The sequence below is a fragment of the Jiangella anatolica genome (assembly GCF_003236295.1).
Lineage (GTDB): Bacteria > Actinomycetota > Actinomycetes > Jiangellales > Jiangellaceae > Jiangella > Jiangella anatolica.
The window spans coordinates 17,933-39,999 of sequence record NZ_POTW01000003.1 but is presented as its reverse complement, the minus strand read 5'-3'; the positions used below and the strand labels follow the sequence as shown (position 1 = coordinate 39,999).

Annotated in this window: 21 protein-coding genes, 2 tRNA genes and 1 pseudogene; 13 read left to right on the top strand and 11 right to left on the bottom strand. The window is 71.0% G+C overall.

Annotation, left to right across the window (positions count from 1 at the left end; genetic code table 11):
- Nucleotides 1-40: 40 nt before the first annotated feature.
- The 5 genes from C1I92_RS01770 to C1I92_RS01750 all read left to right on the top strand — a co-directional run bounded on the left by C1I92_RS01770 (nt 41) and on the right by C1I92_RS01750 (nt 7,152).
- Nucleotides 41-1,030 (top strand): Gfo/Idh/MocA family oxidoreductase, encoded by a 990-nt coding sequence (locus C1I92_RS01770; protein ID WP_111252937.1) that lies wholly within the window; start codon nt 41-43, stop codon nt 1,028-1,030.
- Between the two features lie 12 nt (nt 1,031-1,042).
- Nucleotides 1,043-2,347 carry an ABC transporter substrate-binding protein gene (locus C1I92_RS01765; RefSeq protein ID WP_111252936.1) on the top strand — a complete coding sequence of 435 codons (1,305 nt, stop codon included), beginning with the start codon at nt 1,043-1,045 and terminating at the stop codon, nt 2,345-2,347.
- An 85-nt stretch (nt 2,348-2,432) separates the two neighbouring features.
- On the top strand, nt 2,433-3,281 hold the full coding sequence (locus C1I92_RS01760) for a carbohydrate ABC transporter permease (protein ID WP_111252935.1): 849 nt from the start codon (nt 2,433-2,435) through the stop codon (nt 3,279-3,281).
- Entirely contained in the window at nt 3,275-4,150 is an 876-nt protein-coding gene (locus tag C1I92_RS01755) for a carbohydrate ABC transporter permease (RefSeq protein ID WP_111253027.1), read from the top strand. The genes C1I92_RS01760 and C1I92_RS01755 overlap by 7 nt, the downstream gene beginning before the upstream one ends.
- Nucleotides 4,147-7,152, top strand: coding sequence for a glycoside hydrolase family 2 TIM barrel-domain containing protein (locus C1I92_RS01750; protein ID WP_199520859.1), 3,006 nt, complete (start codon nt 4,147-4,149; stop codon nt 7,150-7,152). Before C1I92_RS01755 ends, C1I92_RS01750 begins: the two co-directional genes overlap by 4 nt.
- A 38-nt stretch (nt 7,153-7,190) precedes the next feature.
- Here C1I92_RS01750 and C1I92_RS01745 read toward each other — a convergent pair.
- From C1I92_RS01745 to C1I92_RS01725, 5 genes and pseudogenes are all read right to left on the bottom strand, one after another.
- Nucleotides 7,191-7,733, bottom strand: a pseudogene (locus C1I92_RS01745) (ATP-binding cassette domain-containing protein); the annotation flags it as partial.
- A 194-nt stretch (nt 7,734-7,927) separates the two neighbouring features.
- Nucleotides 7,928-8,003: transfer RNA gene (locus C1I92_RS01740), tRNA-Glu, on the bottom strand.
- Nucleotides 8,004-8,092: 89 nt separating this feature from the next.
- Nucleotides 8,093-8,164, bottom strand: a tRNA-Gln gene (locus C1I92_RS01735).
- Nucleotides 8,165-8,295: 131 nt separating this feature from the next.
- Complete coding sequence (gene gltX, locus C1I92_RS01730) at nt 8,296-9,825, bottom strand: glutamate--tRNA ligase (RefSeq protein ID WP_111252934.1); 1,530 nt, start codon at nt 9,823-9,825, stop codon at nt 8,296-8,298.
- Nucleotides 9,826-9,876: 51 nt separating this feature from the next.
- Nucleotides 9,877-10,659 (bottom strand): fumarylacetoacetate hydrolase family protein, encoded by a 783-nt coding sequence (locus C1I92_RS01725; RefSeq protein WP_111252933.1) that lies wholly within the window; start codon nt 10,657-10,659, stop codon nt 9,877-9,879.
- A gap of 40 nt (nt 10,660-10,699) precedes the next feature.
- On the opposite strand from C1I92_RS01725, the gene C1I92_RS01720 reads away from it, so the two are divergent.
- Nucleotides 10,700-11,539 (top strand): 3-methyladenine DNA glycosylase, encoded by an 840-nt coding sequence (locus C1I92_RS01720; protein WP_199520858.1) that lies wholly within the window; start codon nt 10,700-10,702, stop codon nt 11,537-11,539.
- 10 nt (nt 11,540-11,549) lie between these two features.
- On the opposite strand, the gene trxA is transcribed toward C1I92_RS01720, so the two are convergent.
- Together trxA and lplAB are read right to left on the bottom strand one after the other, a co-directional pair.
- Complete coding sequence (trxA, locus tag C1I92_RS01715) at nt 11,550-11,909, bottom strand: thioredoxin (protein WP_111253023.1); 360 nt, start codon at nt 11,907-11,909, stop codon at nt 11,550-11,552.
- A 44-nt stretch (nt 11,910-11,953) separates the two neighbouring features.
- Nucleotides 11,954-13,000 (bottom strand): lipoate-protein ligase LplAB, encoded by a 1,047-nt coding sequence (gene lplAB / locus C1I92_RS01710; RefSeq protein ID WP_111253022.1) that lies wholly within the window; start codon nt 12,998-13,000, stop codon nt 11,954-11,956.
- A gap of 51 nt (nt 13,001-13,051) precedes the next feature.
- Between lplAB and C1I92_RS01705 the strand changes: the two genes are divergently transcribed.
- Both C1I92_RS01705 and C1I92_RS01700 read left to right on the top strand, forming a co-directional pair.
- Nucleotides 13,052-13,741 carry a Pr6Pr family membrane protein gene (locus C1I92_RS01705; RefSeq protein WP_111252932.1) on the top strand — a complete coding sequence of 230 codons (690 nt, stop codon included), beginning with the start codon at nt 13,052-13,054 and terminating at the stop codon, nt 13,739-13,741.
- The gene (locus C1I92_RS01700) at nt 13,716-16,223 is read left to right on the top strand and encodes a DEAD/DEAH box helicase (RefSeq protein WP_111253021.1); all 2,508 of its coding nucleotides are present in this window, start codon (nt 13,716-13,718) and stop codon (nt 16,221-16,223) included. Before C1I92_RS01705 ends, C1I92_RS01700 begins: the two co-directional genes overlap by 26 nt.
- Nucleotide 16,224: 1 nt before the next feature.
- Here the strand turns inward: C1I92_RS01700 and C1I92_RS01695 are convergent, their stop codons facing one another.
- Nucleotides 16,225-16,746 (bottom strand): hypothetical protein, encoded by a 522-nt coding sequence (locus C1I92_RS01695; protein ID WP_146604981.1) that lies wholly within the window; start codon nt 16,744-16,746, stop codon nt 16,225-16,227.
- Nucleotides 16,747-16,822: 76 nt separating this feature from the next.
- Here C1I92_RS01695 and C1I92_RS01690 point away from each other — a divergent pair, with 76 nt between their 5' ends.
- On the top strand, nt 16,823-17,824 hold the full coding sequence (locus C1I92_RS01690) for a serine hydrolase domain-containing protein (protein WP_111252930.1): 1,002 nt from the start codon (nt 16,823-16,825) through the stop codon (nt 17,822-17,824).
- 7 nt (nt 17,825-17,831) lie between these two features.
- Here the strand turns inward: C1I92_RS01690 and C1I92_RS01685 are convergent, their stop codons facing one another.
- On the bottom strand, nt 17,832-18,179 hold the full coding sequence (locus C1I92_RS01685; protein ID WP_158563895.1) for a type II toxin-antitoxin system VapC family toxin: 348 nt from the start codon (nt 18,177-18,179) through the stop codon (nt 17,832-17,834).
- Nucleotides 18,172-18,393 carry a ribbon-helix-helix domain-containing protein gene (locus tag C1I92_RS01680; protein ID WP_158563893.1) on the bottom strand — a complete coding sequence of 74 codons (222 nt, stop codon included), beginning with the start codon at nt 18,391-18,393 and terminating at the stop codon, nt 18,172-18,174. Before C1I92_RS01680 ends, C1I92_RS01685 begins: the two co-directional genes overlap by 8 nt.
- 89 nt (nt 18,394-18,482) lie before the next feature.
- Between C1I92_RS01680 and C1I92_RS01675 the strand changes: the two genes are divergently transcribed.
- The 4 genes from C1I92_RS01675 to C1I92_RS33610 all read left to right on the top strand — a co-directional run bounded on the left by C1I92_RS01675 (nt 18,483) and on the right by C1I92_RS33610 (nt 20,480).
- The gene (locus tag C1I92_RS01675) at nt 18,483-18,800 is read left to right on the top strand and encodes an ArsR/SmtB family transcription factor (RefSeq protein ID WP_111252927.1); all 318 of its coding nucleotides are present in this window, start codon (nt 18,483-18,485) and stop codon (nt 18,798-18,800) included.
- Nucleotides 18,797-19,318 carry an SRPBCC domain-containing protein gene (locus C1I92_RS01670; RefSeq protein WP_111252926.1) on the top strand — a complete coding sequence of 174 codons (522 nt, stop codon included), beginning with the start codon at nt 18,797-18,799 and terminating at the stop codon, nt 19,316-19,318. Before C1I92_RS01675 ends, C1I92_RS01670 begins: the two co-directional genes overlap by 4 nt.
- A 34-nt stretch (nt 19,319-19,352) precedes the next feature.
- Nucleotides 19,353-20,165 (top strand): alpha/beta fold hydrolase, encoded by an 813-nt coding sequence (locus C1I92_RS01665; protein ID WP_111252925.1) that lies wholly within the window; start codon nt 19,353-19,355, stop codon nt 20,163-20,165.
- A gap of 159 nt (nt 20,166-20,324) precedes the next feature.
- Nucleotides 20,325-20,480: a hypothetical protein gene (locus tag C1I92_RS33610; RefSeq protein WP_158563888.1), complete on the top strand. Its 156-nt coding sequence runs from the start codon at nt 20,325-20,327 to the stop codon at nt 20,478-20,480.
- Here the strand turns inward: C1I92_RS33610 and cimA are convergent.
- Nucleotides 20,473-22,065, bottom strand: a complete 1,593-nt coding sequence (gene cimA / locus C1I92_RS01660; RefSeq protein WP_111252924.1) for a citramalate synthase — start codon at nt 22,063-22,065, stop codon at nt 20,473-20,475. The two genes, C1I92_RS33610 and cimA, sit on opposite strands and share 8 nt — an antisense overlap.
- Nucleotides 22,066-22,067: the final 2 nt, after the last annotated feature.

The following is a 22,067-nucleotide window of genomic DNA, read 5'->3' as shown; positions in this document are numbered from 1 at the left end:
CCGTTGACGGGACCGTCGCCGCGATCGAAGGCTGTCCCGCGTGACTGTGCTTCGTGTCGCCCTCGTCGGCGTCGGCGGGATCGCCCGCATCGCTCATCTGCCCACGCTCGCCGAGCGGCGGGACGTCGAGGTGGTCGCCGTCGCTGACCCGTCGGAAGCGGCACGTGCCAGGCACTCGGCCATCCCGGGCTTCGCCGACGTCCACGAGTTGCTCGCCGGGACCGAGGTGGACGCAGCCCTCGTCCTCGCGCCCGAGCAGCACCACGTGGAGCTGGTGACGGCGCTGGTGGAGCGGCGGGTGCCGGTGCTCTGCGAGAAGCCGCTGGCGCCGAGCCTGCGCGAGGCCCGCTTGCTCCGGGACCTCGCCGCCGAGCGCGGGACACCGCTCATGGTCGGCTTCAACCGGCGGTTCGCCCCCGTCTATGTGCGGGCCAAGGCGGCGCTCGTGGATCATCCGGCGTCCGTGGGGGTCTTCGAGAAGACGCGCCCCGAGCGCGGCTACCGGGGATCGGCCGAGAACCTCGTCCACATGGTCGACCTGGCGCGGTTCTTCTTCGGCGAGTGCGTCGGGGTCTCCGCTCGTGCCGTCTTCGACGACCCCTACTGGGAGGACTCGCTCACCGCGCTGCTCGAGTTCGAGGGTGGTCAGCTGGTGACGGTCATCGGCAACCGCAGCACGGGGGTGTGGACCGAGCGAGTCTCCCTGCACGGCGGCGGGCAGTCCGTCACGGTGCAGGCGCCGGACGAGGTGAGCGTGGCGACAGGCGGTGAGGAGCGGGTGCATCGCCAGACCCGGGCCACGTCGGGCTTCGCCGCGCCGATCCACACCCTCGGCTTCGCCGCCCAGGCCGACCACTTCTTCGCAGCCGTGCGGTCCGGCGTGGAGATCACCCAGAACGACGCGTCCAGCGCCGTGCGCACCCAGGAGCTGATGGACCGCATCCTCAGCTGCGCCGGCCTGCCGACCGCTGATGGACGCGCTTCAACGACGGCCGGCGACGAGCCGGTCGCCACTCCCATCATCACCTGAGGAGTTTGTCCGATGACGCACTTCGCTCCCTTCGCCCGCCGCACCGCTCTGGCCGCCGCGGTATCCCTGCTGGTCGTCGCCTGCTCCGGCGGCGGCGACGACGACGCGGGCGACACCACGGACGGACCGGTGACGATCACGTTCATGTCGTGGCTGCGCAACTCCGAAGCGGTCGTCGACGCCTTCAACAGCTCGCAGGACGACATCATCGTCGAGTTCCAGACCACCCCCTCGGCGTCGGACAACTACACGACGCTGGCCAACTCGTCGCGGGCCGGCACCGCTCCCGACGTCGCCACCGTGGAGTACCCGTTCCTGCCCGACGTCCTCGCTCAGGGGCTGCTCCGGCCGCTCAGCGAGGACGCGGCGGCCCAGGTGGCGGAGGAGTTCCCTGATGCTGCCCGCAACCTCGTCGAGCTGGGCGGGGAAACCTGGTCCTACCCACTGGACCTCGCGGCATGGGTGCTCTACTACCGCGCCGACCTGTTCGATGCGCACGGGATCGAGGTGCCCACCACCTGGGCTGAGTACGAGGAGGTCGCCCGCCAGATCAAGGACATCGATCCGGCAGCCCGGATCGGCGCCACGACCAGCCACGACCCCGGCGCCATCGCCAGCCTCAACTGGCAGGCCGGCGCCCGCTGGTTCACCGCTGAGGACGACGCCTGGACCGTCGACATCGACAACGACGTCACCCGGGAGGTCGCCGAGATGCAGGAGCGGCTCGTCGCCGAGGATCTCGTCTGGGCCGACGAGGACGAGCTGCTGGGCCAGAAGCAGGCTGCGGGCCAGACCTGGACGCAACTCGCCGGGTCCTGGAACGGCGGCTACCTGCCGATCAACTACGAGGACCAGGCCGGGCTGTGGCGGGTGGCACTGCCGCCGTCGTTCACCGGCGAACCGGCGTCGGCGGGAAACGGCGGCGCGACCTTCGCCGTGACGGCCGATTCCGAGCACCAGCAGGCCGCCGAGGCCTTCATCGCCTGGATGACCACCACGGAGGAGGGGATCGCCGCGCGGGTCGAGGGCGGCGCGTCCAGCGTGCTGCCCGCGAACCCCGACCTCGTTCCCGTGGCCAAGGACGTCTTCGACACGTCGTTCTTCGGCGGCCAGGACATCTACGCCGTCGCCGAGCAGGCCGCGGCCGCCATCCCGGCCGAGTGGACCTGGGGACCGGCCCAGAGCACGATGGACACCGCGTTCCGCGACGCCATCGCGCAGGTCAAGGCCGGCAGTATCCCGCTCCGCGACATCTTCGCCTCGGTGCAGGAGTCGGTGATCGGCAATCTCACCGACCGCGGGATCGCGGTCGACTGACGTGGCTACCCTCGTGCGTGCGGTCCCGGCCGGCTCCCAGCCGGCCGGGACGCGGCCGGGGCCGCGCCGGCGAGGCCCCTCTCCGGTGCCGTTCCTCGCGCCGTTCTTCCTCGTCTTCGGCGTTTTCACGATCCTGCCGCTCGGATACGCCGCGTACCTGAGCCTGTTCTCGGAGCAGTCGTCGGGCTTGGGCTTCGGCGGCGCGCGCACGGTCTTCGTGGGACTGGGCAACTTCACCTCGGTGCTCAGCGACGCCGACTTCCTGGGCAGCTTCGGGATCATCGGGATCTACTGCCTGTTCTACATCCCGCTGATGATCGGGGCCGCACTCGTCATCACCCTGCTGCTGGACAGCGGGCTGGCGGTCGGCGGGCGCTTCCTCCAGCTCGTGTACTACCTGCCGAACGTCGTGCCGGGGCTGATCGCGGCGATCATCTGGCTCTATCTCTACACGCCGGGCATCTCGCCTCTCGTCGACGTGGTCGAAGGACTCAGCGGCGCCGGGTGGTCGCTCGCCTCGCTGCCGGCGTCCATCGTCGCCGTCGCCAACGTGACGATCTGGCTGCACGTCGGCTACAACGTCGTCATCTTCTTCGCCGCCCTTCAGGCGATACCGCGCGAGACCCTGGAGGCCGCGCGGGTCGACGGCGCCGGTCAGGTGCGAGTCGCGCTGTCGGTCAAGCTGCCGATGATCCGCGGGGCGATCGGCATCGCCGTCCTCATGACCATCGTCGGCGCCATGCAACTGTTCGCCGAACCGATGCTGCTGTCATCTCGGGCGCCCGGGATCGACTCGACGTGGACGCCGAACATGTACGTCTACCAGAAGGCGTTCACCGATCACGACTTCGGTGTCGCCGCCGCGGCGGCGCTGGTGTTCGCCGTGGTCATCGGGGCCGCCTCGTGGGGTGCGACGCGCGCGAGGCGATGGTGAGCGCCGCGGGCGGCCGGGACGCCGCGCGAGCACCGTCGCGGCTGCTGAGCCGTGGTGCGGTCACGGTGGCGCTGCTCGTCGTCATGGCCTACTGCCTGTTCCCCTTGCTCTGGCTGGTGATCGCGGCGACGAAGGACGCGGCGGACCTGACCGGCACGTACGGGTTCGCCTTCGCCGACGTCAACTTCGCCGACAATGTCTCGACCCTGCTGGAACGCGACGGCGGCATCTATCCGCGCTGGTTCGTGAACTCCCTGGTCTACGCCGGGGTCGGCGCCGCCGCGTCCACGCTGATCTGCTTCCTGGCCGGCCATGCCTTCGACAAGTTCGACTTCCGCGGCAAGGAGAAGGTGTTCGGTTTCGTGCTCATCGGCGTGCTGGTACCGGGTGCAGCAACGGCGCTGCCGCTGTACCTGCTCGCCTCGAACCTCGGGCTGGTGAACACGTTCTGGGCCGTGCTGCTGCCCGGGTTGGTCAACCCGTTCGGGGTCTACCTCGCCCGCGTGTTCGCCCACTCCTACACTCCGTACGAGCTGGTCGAGGCGGGCCGGCTGGACGGTGCGCGCGAGTTCGGGATCTTCTTCCGCATCGCGGTGCCGTCGATGTGGCCCGGGGTCGTGACCCTGTTCCTGTTCAGCTTCAACGGGATCTGGAACAACTTCTTCCTGCCGCTGCTCATGCTGACCGACCGCGATCTCTTCCCGGTCGCGCTCGGCCTGTACTACTGGAACTCCCAGTCGCTCACCGAGGCCGACTACTACCCCAGTGTGATCACCGGGTCGTTGTTCGCGGTGGTCCCCGTCATCCTGCTCTTCCTCTTCCTGCAACGTTACTGGCGCGCCGGACTCGGATCGGGAGCCTTGAAATGACCGACCCGCACTACGTGGACGATCCCTCGCCCGGCAGCGGTGCCCGCACGCCCGCCCGGGCCTGGCTGCCGACCGACGCACCCTCCTCGGACCTGAGCGGGGAGTGGCTGTTCCGCTGGCATCCGTCGCTCTCCAAGGCCCCGGACCACGAGGAGTGGCCCGACGACGAGGGCGAGTGGGACCGGCTCCCGGTGCCCTCGCACTGGGTGCTCGCCGGCGGCGGGCGGTATGGCCGGCCGATCTACACCACCAGGCGGTTCCCCATCCCGGTCACCGGCCGGGTGCCGCGCGACGACAACCCCACTGGCGACCACCGCCGCTTCGTCGACCTCGACGAGTCCTGGGCGGCGCACGAGCGGGTCCTGCTGCGCTTCGACGGCGTCGAGTCCCGCTATCGGGTGTGGCTCAACGGAGCGGAGATCGGGATCGGCGCGGGCAGTCGCCTGGTCCAGGAGTTCGATGTGACGTCGGCCGTCCGCCCCGGCCGCAACGTGCTCGACGTCCGGGTGCACCAATGGTCGTCCTCCACGTGGGTCGAGGCCCAGGACCAGTGGTGGCTGCCGGGCATCTTCCGTGAGGTGACCCTGCTCGCCCGGCCGGCCGGTGCGCTGGACGACGTCTGGCTCGACGCCGGCTTCGACCACCAGGCCGGCGCGGGGACGATCACGCCCTGGCTGACGGCCCCGGCGGCGGCCTACCCGGTCAGGCTGCGGGTCGAGGCGCTGGGCCTGGACGTGTGCTGGGAGCAGCCGGAGGACGTCGCGCCGATCGCCGCCGGCCAGGTGAAGCCGTGGACCGCCGAGACACCCGTGCTGTACGAGGCGACCGTCGCCTCCGCGGGCGAGACGGTGCGGGTGCGGCTGGGTTTTCGCACCGTGCGCATCCGCGGCGACCGGTTCGAGGTCAACGGCCGGCCGATCGCCTTCCGCGGCGTGAACCGGCACGAGATCCATCGCGACCGCGGCCGGGTGTTCGACGTCGAGGACGCCCGGCGCGACCTCGTCCGGATGAAGCGGCACAACATCAACGCCATCCGGACCAGCCACTACCCGCCACATCCACGGCTCCTGGACCTGGCCGACGAGCTCGGCTTCTGGGTCATCGACGAGTGCGATCTGGAGAGTCAGGGCTTCGAGGACGTCGGCTGGGCAGACAACCCGAGCGATGACCCGGCCTGGAGCGCGGCCTACCTCGACCGCATCCGGCGCACGGTGGAGCGGGACAAGAACCACCCCAGCGTCGTCATGTGGTCGCTGGGCAACGAGTCCTACACAGGGCGCAACCTCGCCGCCAACGCCGCGTGGGTGCGCGGCCGCGACCCGGGTCGCCCGGTGCACTACGAGGGCGACCTGCTCGGCGAGTACACCGACGTCCACAGCCGGATGTACGCCACTCCCGATGAGCTGCGCCGGCTCGGCGAGGACGACGCGATCTCGCATGACCTCCCGCCCGGCGCGCAGGCCCGGGTGCGATCCATGCCGGTGATCCTCTGTGAGTACGCCCACGCCATGGGCAACGGTCCCGGCGCGCTGCACGTCTACGAGGAGCTGTTCGACCGCTATCCCCGGCTGCACGGCGGCTTCGTCTGGGAGTGGCGCGATCACGCGCTCACTGCGACAGCGGATGACGGCACGACGTTCCTCGCCTACGGCGGCGACTTCGGTGAACGAGTGACCGACGGCGTGTTCGTCATCGACGGCCTGCTCGGCGCGGACGAGGTGCCGTCGCCGGGCCTGGCCGAGTTCGCGCGGGTGATTCAGCCGGTGCGGGCGCGCCTCGGAGAGGACGGCCTGGTCGTCGAGAACCGGCAGGACTTCGCCGACCTCTCGGCGTTCACCCTGCGCTGGCGGCTCGAGCGCGACGGCGAGCTGTGGAAGGACGGCCTGCTCGAGGTGCGTGCGGCTGCTCGCTCGGCGGCCAGGGTGCCCTGGCCGGTCGATCCGCCGGCCGCCGACGGCGCCGAGTGGTGGCTGACGGTGACCGCGCAGCTGGCCGCGCCGGCACCGTGGGCCCCGGCCGGCCACGAGGTGGCCCGCTCCCAGGTCCCGGTCCGGCCGCGGGGACCGGAGCGCGCGCCGGTCGCGAGTGCCCAAGTGACCCGGGCGACGCCCTCGCGCGACCGCGACGTCGTGCGCGTCGGGACCGCGCAGCTCGATGCCCGGACCGGCCGGCTGCTGCGAATCGGCGGGTTCGAGATGCTCGACGGGCCGGCGCTGGAGCTGTACCGGGCACCCACCGACAACGACCGCGGCAGCAGTGTCGTCGACTACCTACTCTCGGGCGCCGCCGAACCGCGACAGCCGGCGCCGACCCCATCGGCGGCCCAGCGCTGGCGCAAGGCCGGCCTGACCCGTCTCGCCCCAGACGTGCTCGCCGTCGACGTCGGCGCGGACGCCGTCGAGGTCCACACCCGTGTGGGTGTTATCGGCGCCGCGCACCACGTCGACATCCGCTTCCGCTGGTGGGCCGAGGGCGACGAGGTGGTACTGCGCACCAGCGTCGAACCGTCACTGGGCTGGACCGGCACGTCGTGGCCACGCATCGGCCTGCGGCTCACCCTGCCCGACGACGTGCGCACCGCCGAGTGGTTCGGCCTCGGCCCGGGCGAGACGTATCCCGACTCCCGCGAGGCTGCGACCGTGGGCAAGTGGCGCTCGGACGTCGACGGACTCGCCACGCCATACCTGATCCCTCAAGAGAACGGACACCGGTCCGAGCTGCGCTGGCTCGAGCTGGCCCGCGCCGACGGACGGGTCCTGCGGGTCGAGACCCGCGCGATGGCCGACGGCACCCTGCCGGGCTTCGCCCTCCAGCGCTGGACGCCGGCCGAGCTGGAGGCCGCTGCACACCGCCACGAGCTGCCGCCCAGCGACCGGACCCACCTGCACGTCGACGCCTACCACCACGGGCTCGGCAGCCGGTCCTGCATCGTCGACGTGCTACCCGAGCACCAACTGCTGCCGCGATCGGCCAGCTGGCAACTACGCTTGAGCATCCGCTGACCCCGCCAAAGGCGAGAGAGCTCAAGGAATGGACGCTTTCAGGCGTTGGTGAGGTCCATGGTGGGTAGCGATTGCCGAACGGTTCGGCGTTTGGCTTGTTCTGTCGGGTCGGCGACGAGGTTGGCCGCCCAGAGGCGTTTGGTGTACGGGTGTTGTGGGTGGTCGGTGACCTGGATGGCCGGTCCGGTTTCGACGATCTCGCCGCGGTACATGACGGCCACGCGGTGGCTGACGTGGCGCACCACGGACAGGTCGTGGGAGATGAAGACGTAGACGACGCCGGTGCGTTCCTGTGGTTCGATGAACAGGTCGAGGACGCGCATCTGGGTGGAGAGGTCGAGTGCGGACACGGGCTCGTCGCAGATGATCAGCATGGGGTCCAGCGCCAGCGCCCGGGCAGTCGCGATGCGCTGTCGCTGCCCGCCGCTGAACTCGCGGGAGTAGCGGTCGAGCGCGTCTGAGGGCATCGCCACCCGGTCGAGGAGATCGCGTATTCGCTGCTGGGCTTCCTCCTTGCGCACGCCTTGGGCGAGGAGCGGCTCGGTCAGGATGTCGCGGATCTTCATCGAGGGGTTGAGCGACGGCCGGCCGCCCAGGGTGCGCCACACGCCGTCGCGGCCCTGCCCGGATCTATGCCGCTCCGGGCCACGGCAGGCCTCGAAAACTTGAGCGCGTACCTGGCGAGAACACCCGTAGAGAGTCGCCTGGAGCGGCCGACGGCCGGGCCAATGCAAACGGCCCCTCACCTACGTTCTCGCAGGTGAGGGGCCGTTCATGGTAGCCCCGACGGGATTCGAACCCGCGCTACCGCCTTGAGAGGGCGGCGTGCTAGGCCGCTACACAACGGGGCCGTTGCAACCGAGGTCGCGAGGTGAAACTGTACCCGAGCCTCGCTCCGACTCCAAACTGGCTGGAGATCGTCGCCGGGCCGTGCCGGGCGCTGGGGTACCAGGACTCGAACCTAGACTAACTGAACCAGAATCAGTCGTGCTGCCAATTACACCATACCCCACTGGATCGGGCGGATTACCGCTCGACCGCCTGGTCAGGATAGCGGTCCGGAGGGGTCCGCTCCAAACCGGCAGGACGCCGCGCGCCGCCCGGCGCACGCACCCGGCACGGCCCCCACCGCGCCGGGTGCGGTCAGCCGATCCGCAGCAGCGCCGCGTCCAGCCGGGCCAGCGTCCGCTCCCGGCCGAGCAGCTCCAGCGACTCGAACAGCGGCGGCGACACCCGGCGTCCGGTGACGGCGACGCGGACGGGGCCGAAGGCGTGCTTGGGCTTCAGGCCCAGCTCCTCGACCAGCGCCGCACGCAGACCCGCCTCGATCGTCTCCGTCGTCCACTTCTCGTCCGCCGCCAGCCGGGACCGGGCGGCCTCCAGCACCGGCCGCGCATCCGGCGTCAGCACTTTGGCGACGGCGTCCTCGTCGAAGGCGACGGCCCCGGGGGCGAACAGGAAGCCGAGCATGCCGACGGACTCGTCGAGGACGGTCATCCGCTCCTGGACGAGCGGGGTCGCCGCGCGCAGCAGCTCCAGGTCGGCCTCCGCGACGGGCGTCGGGAGGACGCCGGCGGCCTGCAGGTACGGCACCATCCGGGCGGCCAGATCGTCCGCCGTGAGGCGGCGCAGCCAGACGCCGTTGATGGCCTCGGCCTTCTTGAGGTCGAACCGGGCCGACGCGGAGTTGACGCGGGTGACGTCGAAGGCGGCGGCCATCTCATCCATGGAGAAGACCTCGACGTCGTCGCCGATGGACCAGCCGAGCAGCGCCAGGTAGTTGAGCAGGCCCTCGGGCAGGAAGCCGCGGTCGCGGTAGAGCTGCAGCGAGGACTCGGGGTCGCGCTTGGACAGCTTGCGGTTGCCCTCGCCCGTGACGAGCGGCAGGTGTCCGAACCGCGGCAGCGGCCCGGACGCGAACCCGATCTCGCGCAGTGCCTGGTGCAGCACCAGCTGCCGCGGCGTCGACGACAGCAGGTCCTCGCCGCGCAGCACGTGCGTGATCCCCATCAGCGCGTCGTCGACGGGGTTGACCAGCGGGTACAGCGGCTGGCCGTTGGCCCGGACGATGACGTAGTCGAACAGGTTGAACCGGTCGACGGTGATCTCGCCGCGGATGAGGTCGACGAACGTGACGTCCTGGTCGGGCATGCGCAGCCGGAGGACCGGCCGACGGCCCTCCGCCTCATAGGCGGCGACCTGCTCGGCGGAGAGCGACCGGCACTTGCCGTCGTAGCCGCTGGGCTTGCCGGCCGCCCGGGCCGCCTCGCGCCGCTCGTCCAGCTCCTCCGGCGTGCAGTAGCAGTGGTACGCGTGCCCGGTCTCGCGCAGCCGCTCCGCGGCGGCCGCGTAGATGTCGTGCCGCAGCGACTGCCGGTACGGCGCGTGCGGGCCGCCGATGTCCGGGCCCTCGTCCCAGTGCAGCCCGAGCCAGCGCAGCGCCTCCAGCATCGCCTCGTACGACTCCTCGCTGTCGCGCGCGGCGTCGGTGTCCTCGATGCGGAACACGAACGTGCCGCCGTAGTGGCGCGCGAACGCGGAGTTGTAGAGCGCGGTGCGGATCACCCCGACGTGCGGGTTGCCCGTCGGCGACGGGGAGTAGCGCACGCGGACGGCGCCGGGCGCGAGGTCGCCGAGGACGAACGCGTCCGACGAGCCGGAGCCGTCAGTCACAGCAGATCACCTTTGGTTTCAGGGATGGACACGATGCACGGCAGGCTACCGTCACTCCGCGGCGACGACGGGGTTGGCGAGCACGCCGATCCCCTCGACGGTGACGGCGACATGGTCGCCGGCGACGATCGGGCCGACACCGGCCGGCGTGCCGGTGAGGATGACGTCGCCGGGGAGCAGCGTGAACGCGGCGCTGATGTACTCGATCAGCGTCGCCACGTCGAAGATCAGCTGCGACGTGCGGCCGCTCTGCCGCTCGTCGCCGCCGACCCGGCAGCGCACCGCGAGGTCGGACGGGTCGAGGTCGGTCTCGATCCACGGGCCGAGCGGGCAGAACGTGTCGAAGCCCTTGGCCCGGGCCCACTGGTTGTCGGTCTTCTGCAGGTCGCGCGCGGTGACGTCGTTGGCGCAGGTGTAGCCGAAGATCACCTCGGCGACACGGTCGCGCGGCACCGACTTGGCGATCCGCCCGATGACGACGGCGAGCTCGGCCTCGTGGTGCACGTTGCTCGACTGCGGCGGCAGCACGATCGGCTCGTCCGGCCCGATGACCGACGTGTTGGGCTTGAGGAAGAGCAGTGGCTCCTCCGGCAGCGGGTTGTCCAGCTCGGCGGCGTGGTCGGCGTAGTTGCGCCCGACGCCGATGACCTTGCTGCGCGGGATGACCGGCGCCAGCAGCCGGACGTCCTCCAGCGCCAGCTTCTCGCCGGTCAGCTGCGGCGCCCGGTAGAGCGGGTCGCCCTCGAGGACCGCGATGACGGTCGTTCCGCTGTCGTCCTGTCCCACCGCTCCGAAGCGTGGGTCGTCCCCCGTCGTGAACCTCGCGATACGCACGTCGCCGAGGGTATCTCGCTCGCCGCCTACCCTGGAGACCGTGATCCTGGCGGAGCCGGAGTGGCGGGCGCGGTCGCTCGCCCACGAGGCGCGCGTCAACGCGCTGGTGGGCGATCACCTGTCGCGCCGCCGGGCCGGCCGGGCGCACCCCGTCCACGACTTCCTCTTCACGTACTACAGCTTCAAGCCGGCCCAGCTGCGCCGCTGGCACCCCGGCGTCGGGGTCGCCCTGGCCGGCTCGCCGCCGCACGCGTCGTGGTCGGGGTACGAGTCCGGGGCCGACGGGGTCAGAGTCGGGCGCGCCGTTGTGGAGCGGCGGGCGGCGACCGTCGACTGGGTGCGGGGGCTCCTCGCCGCCACGGCGTCGCGGCCCGCGCACACAGGCTGCTTCGGACTGCACGAGTGGGCCATGGTCTACCGCACGTCGCCCGGCGACGTCCGGCACGAGGCATACCCGCTGCGGCTCGGCCATGCGGGGACCGACGAGGTGGTCGAGGCGCACCAGATCAGGTGCTCCCACTTCGACGCGTTCCGCTTCTTCACCGACGACGCCAGGCCGCGCAACGCGCTGACGCCGACCCGTGAGCTGCAGCCGTCGCTGGAGCAGCCGGGCTGCCTCCACGCGGGCATGGACCTCTACAAGTGGGCCTACAAGCTGACGCCGCTGCTGCCGTCCGAGCTGGTCGTCGACGCGTTCGAGCTGGCCGCCGAGATCCGGGAGCTGGACATGCGCGCCTCGCCCTACGACCTCAGCGGCCTCGGCTACCAGCCGGTCCGCATCGAGACGACGGAGGGCAAGCGCGAGTACGTCGAGCGGCAGCGTGCCTTCGCCGAGCGCGGCGCCGCGCTCCGCCGGCGGCTGCTCGCGGCCACCGCCTGACGACGGCGCGTCAGGAGGTTTCGTTCTCCGCGGCGGCCACGGCGGCATCGACGTCCAGGTCGACGACGGCGTCGATGACCTGCTGCGCGGCCGCGGGCAGCGCGCCGGGCTGGGCGAACACCAGGTGGCCCTTCTTGAAGGCCATCAGCGTCGGTATGGAGGTGATCTGCGCCCACCCGGCCAGGTCGCGCTCGGCCTCGGTGTCGACCTTGCCGAAGACGATCTCGGGGTGCTGCTCCGACGCCTGCTCGTAGACGGGCGCGAACATGCGACACGGGCCGCACCAGGCGGCCCAGAAATCGACCAGCACGATGTCGTTGTCCTCCACGGTCTGCGCGAAGGTCTGGCCGGTCAGCGTGGTGGTACTCATGACCTCCTCAACCCAGGCCGGGCCGGCGTTGTTCCGGCCGCGCGTCACGGCACCCGGGTCAGCCATTCCTCGGTGCCGAACTTCGACTCGACCAGCTCCTCGGCCAGCCGCAGCGTCTTCTCGTCCAGCGTGTCGTCGGTCAGGCCGTAGCGGGACCGGAACGTCCCCACCATGCGGGCGATGACGTCGGTCCGGGCCAGCCCGGTCTGCGACCGCAGCGGATCGACTCGCTTGTTCGCGCTCTTCGTGCCCTTGTCCGACAGCTTCTCGCGGCCGATCCGCAGCACTTCCAGCATCTTCGCCGCGTCGATGTCGTAGGCCATCGTGACGTGGTGGAGGACGACGCCGCCGGCCAGCCGCTTCTGGGCGGCGCCGGCGATCTTGCCGGCCGGCGAGGTGATGTCGTTGATCGGCTGGTAGGTCGCCTCGATGCCGAGGTCCCGCAGCGCCGCCACCACCCATTCGTCGAGGAAGGCGTAAGAGTCGACGAAGGAGAGGCCGGACACCAGCGACTCGGGCACGTACAGCGAGTACGTGATCGTGTTGCCGGGCTCGACGAACATCGCGCCGCCCCCGCTGATGCGCCGCACGACGTTCACGTCGTGACGACGGGCGCCGTCCATGTCGACCTCGTTGCGCAGCGACTGGAAGCTGCCGATGATCACCGCGTTCGACGCCCACTCCCACACCCGCAGCGTCGGCGGCCGCTCCCCCGCGCCGACCTGCTCGGCGAGCACCTGGTCCAGCGCCATCTGCAGCCGCGGCGACTGCGGGCCCTCGTGCAGGAAGTGCCAGTCGTGGTCGGTCCAGGCGGTGGCGCCGGTGAGCGCGCGGCGGACGGCGATCGCGACGGCGTCGGCGGAGAACCCGAGCATGACGACGCCGTCGAGCACCGCCGACACCCGGGCGGCCAGCTCGGCCGCGGACAGCGTCACCGGCGCCCCGGCGAGCGACGCGTCGATGCGCTCCAGCGCGTCGTCGGGCTCGAGGAAGAAGTCGCCGCTCACCCGGGCCCGGACGATCACGCCGTCGGCCACGTCGAGGTCGACGACGACCAGCTTGCCGCCCGGCACCTTGAACTCTCCATGCATGATGCTGACAACCTCCCCGGCCACAGGCCTGTTCCCCGCTACGCTCCGACCATGCGATCGTGGCGCACTGATCCGGCGGCGGCCCGCTGGTGGCACCTCGTCACCGCGCTGATCCCGCTCGCCGCGCTGGTGGTCCAGTTCGGGCTGGTGCTCGACGGCGGCAACGTGCTGGTCGAGGACGGCGACGAGCCGCCGTCGACGGCGCTGCGGGTGGCCAACTTCTTCAGCTACTTCACGGTGCAGAGCAACCTGCTGGTGATCGCCGGTTGTCTCTGGCTCGCCGTCGCCCCGCACACCGACGGCCGGTTCTTCCGGGTGCTGCGACTCACCGGGCTGATCGGCATCGGCGTCACGGGCGTCGTGTACGCGACGCTGCTGGCGCCACTGGTCGATCTCGAAGGGGCGGCGCAGGCGGCCAACATCGGCTTCCACTACATCTCGCCGATCATGGCCGTCATCGGCTGGCTGCTGTTCGGGCCGTGGCCGCGGATCGACCGGCGCACCATCGGGCTGACCCTGGTCTGGCCGATCGCCTGGCTCGTCTACACGCTGATCCGCGGCGAGGTCGTCGACTGGTACCCCTACCCGTTCATCGACGTGAACGACATCGGGTACGGCCGCACGGTGCTGAACTCCGCCGGGATCACCGTCCTGCTGCTCGGCGTCGGCTGGCTGTTCGCCCGCGGCGACCGTAGGCTCGGTGACCGTGCCGGATCTGACCACGTACCTGCAGAACGCTGAGCACGATCCGGACTCCCTCTACGACGCGTTCACCGAGTGGGCCGCCGAGCGCGGCTTCGACCTCTACCCCGCGCAACAGGACGCGTTGATCGAGCTGGTCTCCGGCTCGCACGTCATCCTCAGCACGCCCACGGGGTCGGGCAAGAGCCTGGTGGCGGTCGCGGCGCACTTCGCCGCGCTGGCCGACGGCCGCCGGACGTTCTACACCGCACCGCTGAAGGCGCTGGTGTCGGAGAAGTTCTTCGCGCTGATCGAGATCTTCGGCCCGGCCAACGTCGGCATGATGACCGGCGACTCCAGCGTGAACCCGTCGGCGCCGATCATCTGCTGCACCGCCGAGATCCTCGCCAACATCGCGCTGCGCAGCGGCGACGACGCCGACATCGGCCAGGTCGTGATGGACGAGTTCCACTTCTACTCCGACCCGCAGCGCGGCTGGGCCTGGCAGGTGCCGCTGCTGGAGCTGACCAAGGCGCAGTTCCTGCTGATGTCGGCCACCCTCGGCGACGTCGCGTTCTTCGAGAAGGACCTGCGCCGGCGGACGGGGCGCGAGGTCGCCGTGGTCACGTCGGCGCAGCGTCCGGTGCCGCTGACCTACCAGTACTCGCGCGAGCCGATGCACGACCTGCTGGCCGAGCTGCTGGCCACGCACCGCGCGCCGGTCTACGTCGTCCACTTCACCCAGGCCGCCGCGGTCGAGCGGGCGCAGGCGCTGGTCAGCGTGAACGTCGCCAGCCGCGAGCAGCGCGACCGGATCGCCGCGGAGATCGGCGGGTTCCGGTTCAGCTCGGGCTTCGGCAAGGTGCTGTCGCGGCTGGTCCGGGCCGGGATCGGCGTCCACCACGCCGGCATGCTGCCGAAGTACCGCCGGCTGGTCGAGCGGCTGACCCAGGCCGGCCTGCTCAAGGTGGTCTGCGGGACGGACACGCTCGGCGTCGGCATCAACGTGCCGATCCGCACCGTCGTCTTCTCCGGCCTCACCAAGTACGACGGGGTCCGCATGCGGCAGCTGAGCGCCCGCGAGTTCCACCAGATCGCCGGACGCGCCGGCCGGGCCGGGTACGACACGCTCGGCGAGGTCATCGTCCAGGCGCCGGAGCACGAGATCGAGAACCAGCGGCTGGTCGCGAAGGCGGGCGACGACCCCAGGAAGCTGAAGCGCGTCGTCCGGAAGAAGGCGCCGGAAGGGTTCGTCTCGTGGGGCCAGGCCAGCATGGAGCGGCTGATCGCGGCCGAGCCGGAGCCGCTGACGTCGAGCTTCGAGATCAGCAACGCGATGGTGCTGGGCCTGATCAGCCGGCCCGGCGACGCGTTCGCGCACGCCCGCACGCTGCTCACCGACAACCATGAGCCGCCGTCGCGCACCCGCAAGCACGTCCACGACGCCGTCGCGATCTACCGGGCGCTGCTCGCCGCGCAGGTCGTCGAACGGCTCGACCCGCCCGACGCCGAGGGCCGGACGGTGCGGCTGACGGTCGACCTGCAGCCGGACTTCGCGCTCAACCAGCCGCTGTCGCCGTTCGCGCTGGCCGCCTTCGACCTGCTCGACCAGGAGTCGCCGACGCACGCGCTGGACCTGCTCTCCGTCGTCGAGGCGACGCTGGACGACCCGCGCCAGGTGCTGTCGGCCCAGCAGTTCAAGGCGCGCGGCGAGGCCGTCGCGGCGATGAAGGCCGAGGGCATCGAGTACGACGAGCGCATGGAGCTGCTGGAGGACGTCACCCACCCGAAGCCGTTGGAGGAGCTGCTCGACGCCGCGTTCAGCATCTACCGGCAGAGCCACCCGTGGGTCGGCGACTACGAGCTCTCGCCCAAGTCCGTCGCCCGCGACCTCTACGAACGGGCGATGAGCTTCGGCGAGTACGTCGCGTTCTACGGCCTGGCCCGATCCGAGGGGCTGGTGCTGCGCTACCTCGCCGACGCCTACCGGGCGATGCGCCAGACGGTGCCGGAGGAGGCGCGCACCGAGGAGGTCGCCGACCTCGTCGAGTGGCTGGGCGAGCTGGTCCGCCAGGTCGACTCCAGCCTGCTCGACGAGTGGGAGGCGCTGCGCAACCCCGCGGCGGCCGCCGAGGCGCACGGCGAGGCACCGGTCGAGAACGCGCCCCGGCCGATCACGGAGAACCGGCGCGCGTTCCTGGTCAGCGTCCGCAACGCGCTGTTCCGGCGGGTCGAGCTGGCCGCCCGGCGGGACTGGGACGGGCTGGCCGGGCTCGACTCCGCCGACGGCTGGTCCGCCGACGACTGGGCCGACGCGCTGGAGCCGTACTTCGACGAGCACGCCGACATCGGGATCGGGCCGGACGCCCGCAGCGCGAAGCTGCTCATCGTCACCGAGCACCCGGACCGCTGGGTCGTCCGGCAGATCCTCGACGACCCGGCCGGCGATCGCGACTGGGGCTTCACCGCCGACGTCGGCCTGGCCGAGTCCAACGCCGCCGGCTACCCCGTCGTCGCGATCACCGAGGCCGGCCGGCTCTAGGTCACTCCACGCCGGTGGCCGCGAACCAGGTCGCCGGATTCGGGCCGACGAACACGATCGGCGCGATGCACGGCTCCGGCACGTCCAGCTGGTCCTCGATCTTCGAGTCGCCAGCGCTGCTCGCGGGGAACGGGTCGGTCGCCACGTTGACGACGGCCGCGACACCGTCGACGGTGGTCTGGCAGCTGACGACCGCGACGAAGTTCGCCGCCGGGTTGACGCCCTGACGGTCCGGCGGCACGGGCGCGGCCTCGAGCAGGACGAGCCCGTCGACCTCCACCTCGATGCGGCCGGTGCTGGTCAGCTCGACCTTCGCGTCGTCGATCTGCCACGGCAGGCCGCCGCCGTTGACGCCGCGGATCGGGTTGGCGGCGCCGACGTACGGGCCGTCGACCGGCGCCATCACGTCGGCCTCGATCACCGTCCGTCCGTCGCCGGACTGCCCGTGGCCTCCGGAGGCGGGCAGGGCCACGAGGGCGGCCGTCGCCAACGACGCGAGCACGGCAGCGGGTAGGCGCTTCATCGGAAAATCCCTTTCGCGAGACGACGACGAACCTTCTACTGGTACGGGACATCCGCGCGAAAGGATCGAGGCAGGCATGAGGATCACGAACGAGCTGCTGGACGAGGCGGCGGCGAAGTCGTCGTTCAGCGGCGTGGTGACGGTCGACGTCGGCGACAGCCGCGAGGTCGAGCGCTGCTACGGCTTCGCGCACCGCGCGTTGAAGGTGCCGGCCACGGCCGGCACGCGGTTCGCCGTCGCCAGCGGCAGCAAGGCGTTCACCGCGCTCGCCATCCTCCGGCTGGCCGAGCAGGGCCTGCTCGAGCTCGGCGATCCCGTCCGGCCGGTGCTCGGCGCCGACCTGCCGCTGATCGACGACGCCGTCACGTTCGAGCACCTGCTCACCCACACCTCCGGCATCGGCGACTACCTCGACGAGGAGGCCGACTGGGAGGCCAGCGACTACGTCCTGCCGGTGCCTGTGCACACGCTGGCCGAGACCGAGGCGTTCGTGCCGGTCATCGACGGGTACCCGCAGGCCTTCCCGCCCGGTGAGCGGTTCGCGTACTGCAACGGCGGCTACGTCGTCCTGGCGCTGCTGGCCGAGCGGGTCGGCGGGCGCGGCTTCCAGGAGCAGGTCGAGCAGGACATCTGCGACCGCGCCGGGCTGTCCGCGACGCGGTTTCTCCGCTCCGACGAGCTGCCCGGCGACGCCGCGCTCGGGTACCTGTACGAGTCCGGCGACCGGACGAACGTCCTGCACCTGCCCGTGCGCGGCACCGGCGACGGCGGCATCTACACGACCGCCGCCGACCTGCACACGTTCTGGCAGGCGCTCACCGCCGGCCGCATAGTGTCGGAGGCGACGGTCGCCGAGATGACCCGGCCGCGTCACGACGTGCCGGCCGAGAACAAACGCTACGGCCTGGGCCTGTGGCTGCACCGCACCGAGCCCGTCCTGATCATCGAGGGCTACGACGCCGGCGTCTCGTTCCGCTCCACCCACGACCCGCGGACCCGCACCACGCTCACGGTCGCCGGCAACACCTCCGAGGGCGCCTGGCCCCTCATCTTCACCCTGGCCCCGTACTTCGACTGAGGCCGCGTCAACGCAGCGCACGGATGCGCACGCCGCGGACCTTCTCGAAATCGCCTCGATTCCGGGTGGCAACGGAGAGGCCCTGTTCCAGCGCAGTCGCCGCTATCAGCGCGTCCGGCAGCCTGATGCCGCATTCGCGACGGATGCGGCCCGCTCGTTCCGCGACCTCGCGCGTCACGAGCACCTCACGGAACGGCGACAACAGCAGGCTCACGGCGTCCGTAGCCGACGTTCCGGCGAACAACTCGGCTCGGGTCACGACCGAGTAGTGCAGGCGGTGCTTGCCGGGCACCAACTCCACGGCGCCGCGCAGGTGGTCGATGAAGATGTCGGTGTCGACAAGGACGTCAGCCACGGTCCCATTCGTCCCGGTCGGGGTAGTGGGCGGTGGGGTCGGCTCCGAACGTCGAGGCCAGAACGGCATCCGAGGACACGACTTCCCGGTCGAGATAGGCGTCGAGCGCGCGACGCACTACCTCGGCGAGCGTGACGCCTTCGGCGCGGGACACCTCGTCGATACGCCTGCGTTGCTCGTCGGTCAGGTAGATCTGTGTTCGCGTCGACGACATACAGCACAGCATACATCATGATCGTCAAGCGTCAGCGTCGCGCCCTCGATCCTTGACATGTGACCTTTTGGTCACCTATCGTCGTTGCCATGACCGACGACCGGGTCTTCAAGGCGCTCGCGGATCCCACGCGGCGGTTCCTGCTCGACCTGCTCTTCACGCGTGACGGCCGCACGCTGACCGAGCTGGAGTCCGAGCTGGAGATGAGCCGCTTCGGGGTGATGAAGCACCTGCGCGTCCTGGAGGACGCGAATCTCGTCGTCACCCGCCGGTCGGGACGGGAGAAGCTGCACTTCCTCAACCCGATCCCGATCCGGGAGATCCACGACCGCTGGATCGACAAGTACACCGAGCACCACACGACGGCGCTCCTTGAACTCAAGGCCGAACTGGAGGACGAATCATGACCACCGCGACGCAGCCCGCGACCACGCAGGTGTACCGCATCTACATCAAGGCGACCCCGGAGGCGATCTGGGACGCCATCACGAAGCCGGAGTGGACGGCCCGTTACGGCTACACCGGCCTGGCCAGCTACGACCTGCGGCCCGGCGGCGCTTACACCGTCGCGCCGACGCCGGAGTTCAGGGCCGCCGCCGAGGCGCAGGGCTTCCCGTGCCCGGACATCATCGTCGACGGCGAGGTCATCGAGGCCGAACCGCCGAAGCGCCTGGTGACGACGTTCCGGATGCTGATGGACCCGGCGATGGCCGAGGAGGGCTTCACCCGGATCACGCACGAGATCAATCCGGCGCCGGACGGGAAGTCCTGCTCGCTGACGGTGACGCACGAGCTTGAGGGCGCGCCGCTGCTCGCCTCGATGGTCCACGGCGACCAGGAGGCCTCGGGCGCCGGCGGCGGGCACGCCTGGGTGCTCAGCGACCTCAAGAGCCTGCTCGAGACCGGCTCCCCGCTGGCCGGCTGACCGATCCCCACACCGAACTCACCAGGAGCACACCATGGACAACGTCACCTCCGCCGACGGCACCACGATCGCCTACACGACCCAGGGCTCCGGACCGGCCCTGATCCTCGTCACCATCGCCGGGGACGATCACCACAGTCTCGACGCGACCGCCGCGGCGCTCGCGCACCACTTCACCGTCGTCGGCTACGACCGCCGCGGCGTCGGCGGGAGCGGCGCCGGTGAGCCGTGGGCCCTCGAGCGCGAGGTCGAGGACCTCGCCGCCGTGATCCAGGCGGTCGGCGGTTCCGCCGCCCTCGCCGCCGGCTCCGGCGGATGCGGGCTGGTCCTGGAGGCAGCGACCGCGCTCGGCGACGCCGTGAGCGCGATCTACCTCTACGAGCCGCCGTTCATCGTCGACGACTCCCGCCCGCCGGTGCCCGCCGACTGGGTGGAACAGGTGGAGGCCCTGATCGCCGCCGACCGGCGCAGCGACGCCGTCGAGCTGTTCATGACGCAGGTCGTCGGCGTCCCGGCCGAGTACATCGAGCCGATGAAGGCCGACGCGTCGTGGCAGACGTCGATGAAGTACGCGCACGGACTGGGTCACGACGGGCGGATCCTCGCCGGCACCCAGGACGGGAAGCCGCTGCCGACCGATCGGTGGAGTGTCGGCCAGTCCGCGGTCGTCGCCGTCGGCGGGGACTCCGAGCCGTTCTTCCACTCCGGGGCCGAGGCCCTGGTCGCCCAGCTGCCCCGCGGGCGGTACGAGGTCCTGCCCGGCCAGGACCACTCCGCGTTCTGGACGGCGCCCGACGTCGTCACGGCCTCGGTCGTCGCGGCGCTGCGCGCGACGGCGGCGAGCTGAGCCCACCGTTCGGCCCATGATCGATTCGCTCGAACCGATCATGGGCCGAACGGCTGATCTTGATCGACACGCCGGAATTCGATGCGACACGCCGGGCCGAAAGTGACAGACTTCACGTTGGCCATATTCGACGACGCACCACACGAGAAGGGAACGCGCGTGATCCGGGGGATCCTCGACCACGGCAGCAACGGCTGGCGGGTCGAACTGTACGACACCGAACCTCTCCGCCGAACCATCATCGAGATCGACGAGCTGCCCACCTGGGCCGACGCCTCGGCCGTCATGAGCAGCGCGTTCCGCCTCGTCAGCTGATCGCGGTTCCCCCCTGGCGCAGCAGTCCGTAGGTGACGGCGTCGACGAGCGCCTCCCACGAGGCCTCGATGATGTTGGCCCCGACGCCCACGGTCTCCCAGGACGTCTTGCCGTCCGTCATCTCCACGAGCACGCGCGTCACCGCGTCCGTGCCGTGGGCCGCGTCCAGGATCCGCACCCGGAAGTCGATCAGCTCCAGCTTGTCGATCTCCGGATAGAGCGCGCCGATCGCGGTGCGCAGGGCGTGGTCGAGCGCGTTGACCGGACCGTTCCCCTCACCGGTCACGACGACGCGCTCGCCGCCCGCCCGCAGCTTCACCGTCGCCTCGCTGACGGCGTCGCCGCCGGGCCGCGACTCGGTGATGACCCGCCACGACTCGACGTCGAAGTAGCTGGTCCGCCGGCCCTCGGCCTCCTCGCGCAGCAGCAGCTCGAACGAGGCGTCAGCGGCCTCGAACGTGTAGCCGGCCGCCTCCAGGTCCTTCACCTTGCGGGTGACCCGGGTGACCAGCTCGGGGTCGCCGGAGACGTCGAAGCCCAGCTCGCGGCTCTTCAGCTCGATGCTGGCCCGGCCGGCCATGTCGGACACCAGCAGCCGCATGTCGTTGCCGACGTGCGCGGGGTCGGTGTGCTGGTAGAGGTCGGGATCGACCTTGATCGCGCTGGCGTGCAGGCCGGCCTTGTGCGCGAACGCGCTGGCGCCGACGTAGGGCTGGCGCGAGTACGGCACGATGTTGGTCAGCTCGGAGACGGCGTGGGCGATGCGGGTGGCCTCCTGCAGCGCGCCGTCCGGCAGCACCGTCAGGTTCCGCTTGAGCTCCAGGTTCGCGACGATCGTGATGATGTCGGCGTTGCCGGTGCGCTCCCCCGTCCCGTTGACGGTGCCCTGCACGTGGGTGGCGCCGGCGTCGACGGCGGCGACGGAGTTCGCGACGGCGCAGCCGGTGTCGTTGTGGGCGTGCATGCCCAGCCGCGCGCCGGTCTCGGCCAGCACCGCGGCGACGGTGGACCGGACGTCGTCGGGCAGCATGCCGCCGTTGGTGTCGCACAGCACGACGACGTCGGCGCCGGCCTCGGTCGCCGTCCGGACCACGCGCAGCGCGTACGCCGGGTCCGTCCGGTACCCGTCGAAGAAGTGCTCGGCGTCGACGAAGACCCGCCGGCCCTCGCCGGTCAGGAAGCCGACGGTGTCGGCGATCATCGCCAGGTTCTCGTCCAGCGTCGTGCGCAGCGCCCGCTCGACGTGCCCGACATGGCTCTTCGCGACCAGCGTCACGACCGGCGTCTCGGCATCGAGCAGCGCCCGGACCTGCGGGTCCGCCGCCGCCGTCGTGCCGGCCTTGCGCGTGGCGCCGAACGCCGCGAGCGTCGCCCGCTTCAGGTTCAGCTCGGTGCGGGCGCGCCGGAAGAACTCGGTGTCCTTCGGCACGGCGCCCGGCCAGCCGCCCTCGATGAAGCCGACGCCGAGCTCGTCCAGGTGGCCCGCGATGGCGAGCTTGTCCTGCACGGAGAGCGACAGCCCCTCCTGCTGGGCGCCGTCGCGGAGCGAGGTGTCGTAGACGTGGAACTGCTCGGGGTCGGTCACTG

Coding starts and splice junctions, on each gene's coding strand:
- C1I92_RS01695 (WP_146604981.1), bottom strand. CDS start 16,746: ATGAAGCGCCTACCCGCTGCCGTGCTCGCGTCGTTGGCGACGGCCGCC.
- C1I92_RS01675 (WP_111252927.1), top strand. CDS start 18,483: ATGACCGACGACCGGGTCTTCAAGGCGCTCGCGGATCCCACGCGGCGG.
- C1I92_RS01705 (WP_111252932.1), top strand. CDS start 13,052: ATGCGATCGTGGCGCACTGATCCGGCGGCGGCCCGCTGGTGGCACCTC.
- C1I92_RS01670 (WP_111252926.1), top strand. CDS start 18,797: ATGACCACCGCGACGCAGCCCGCGACCACGCAGGTGTACCGCATCTAC.
- trxA (WP_111253023.1), bottom strand. CDS start 11,909: ATGAGTACCACCACGCTGACCGGCCAGACCTTCGCGCAGACCGTGGAG.
- C1I92_RS01750 (WP_199520859.1), top strand. CDS start 4,147: ATGACCGACCCGCACTACGTGGACGATCCCTCGCCCGGCAGCGGTGCC.
- C1I92_RS01755 (WP_111253027.1), top strand. CDS start 3,275: ATGGTGAGCGCCGCGGGCGGCCGGGACGCCGCGCGAGCACCGTCGCGG.
- C1I92_RS01680 (WP_158563893.1), bottom strand. CDS start 18,393: ATGTCGTCGACGCGAACACAGATCTACCTGACCGACGAGCAACGCAGG.
- C1I92_RS01690 (WP_111252930.1), top strand. CDS start 16,823: ATGAGGATCACGAACGAGCTGCTGGACGAGGCGGCGGCGAAGTCGTCG.
- C1I92_RS01665 (WP_111252925.1), top strand. CDS start 19,353: ATGGACAACGTCACCTCCGCCGACGGCACCACGATCGCCTACACGACC.
- lplAB (WP_111253022.1), bottom strand. CDS start 13,000: ATGCATGGAGAGTTCAAGGTGCCGGGCGGCAAGCTGGTCGTCGTCGAC.
- C1I92_RS01765 (WP_111252936.1), top strand. CDS start 1,043: ATGACGCACTTCGCTCCCTTCGCCCGCCGCACCGCTCTGGCCGCCGCG.